Below are 305 nucleotides of genomic sequence, written 5' to 3'. Positions count from 1 at the left end.
AGTAGGACGTTGCCAGGCTAATATCATTCCGCAGTAGCTCAGCGGTAGAGCTATCGGCTGTTAACCGATCGGTCGTAGGTTCGATTCCTACCTGCGGAGCCATGATTGGAGAGCTGTCCGAGTTGGCCGAAGGAGCACGATTGGAAATCGTGTATACGTCACAAGCGTATCAAGGGTTCGAATCCCTTGCTCTCCGCCATAATATTTTTGGCCCGTTGGTCAAGTGGTTAAGACACCGCCCTTTCACGGCGGTAACACGGGTTCGAATCCCGTACGGGTCACCACTTTGGAGGATTAGCTCAGCT

3 tRNA genes are annotated in these 305 nt (G+C 52.8%); all 3 read left to right on the top strand.

The annotated features are described in order from the left end of the window. Nucleotides 1-27: 27 nt before the first annotated feature. The 3 genes from CN373_RS18975 (at nucleotide 28) to CN373_RS18965 (ending at nucleotide 284) form a co-directional block, all read left to right on the top strand. A tRNA-Asn gene (locus CN373_RS18975) sits at nucleotides 28-102 on the top strand. A gap of 5 nt (nucleotides 103-107) precedes the next feature. Next, nucleotides 108-199 (top strand) — tRNA-Ser (locus CN373_RS18970). Between the two features lie 10 nt (nucleotides 200-209). Continuing rightward, nucleotides 210-284, top strand: a tRNA-Glu gene (locus tag CN373_RS18965). Nucleotides 285-305 lie beyond the last annotated feature (21 nt).

Source organism: Bacillus cereus (genome assembly GCF_002561295.1).
Lineage (GTDB): Bacteria > Bacillota > Bacilli > Bacillales > Bacillaceae_G > Bacillus_A > Bacillus_A cereus_S.
The sequence above is the reverse complement of the archived record's forward strand: the minus strand, read 5'-3'. Positions and strand labels throughout refer to the sequence as shown.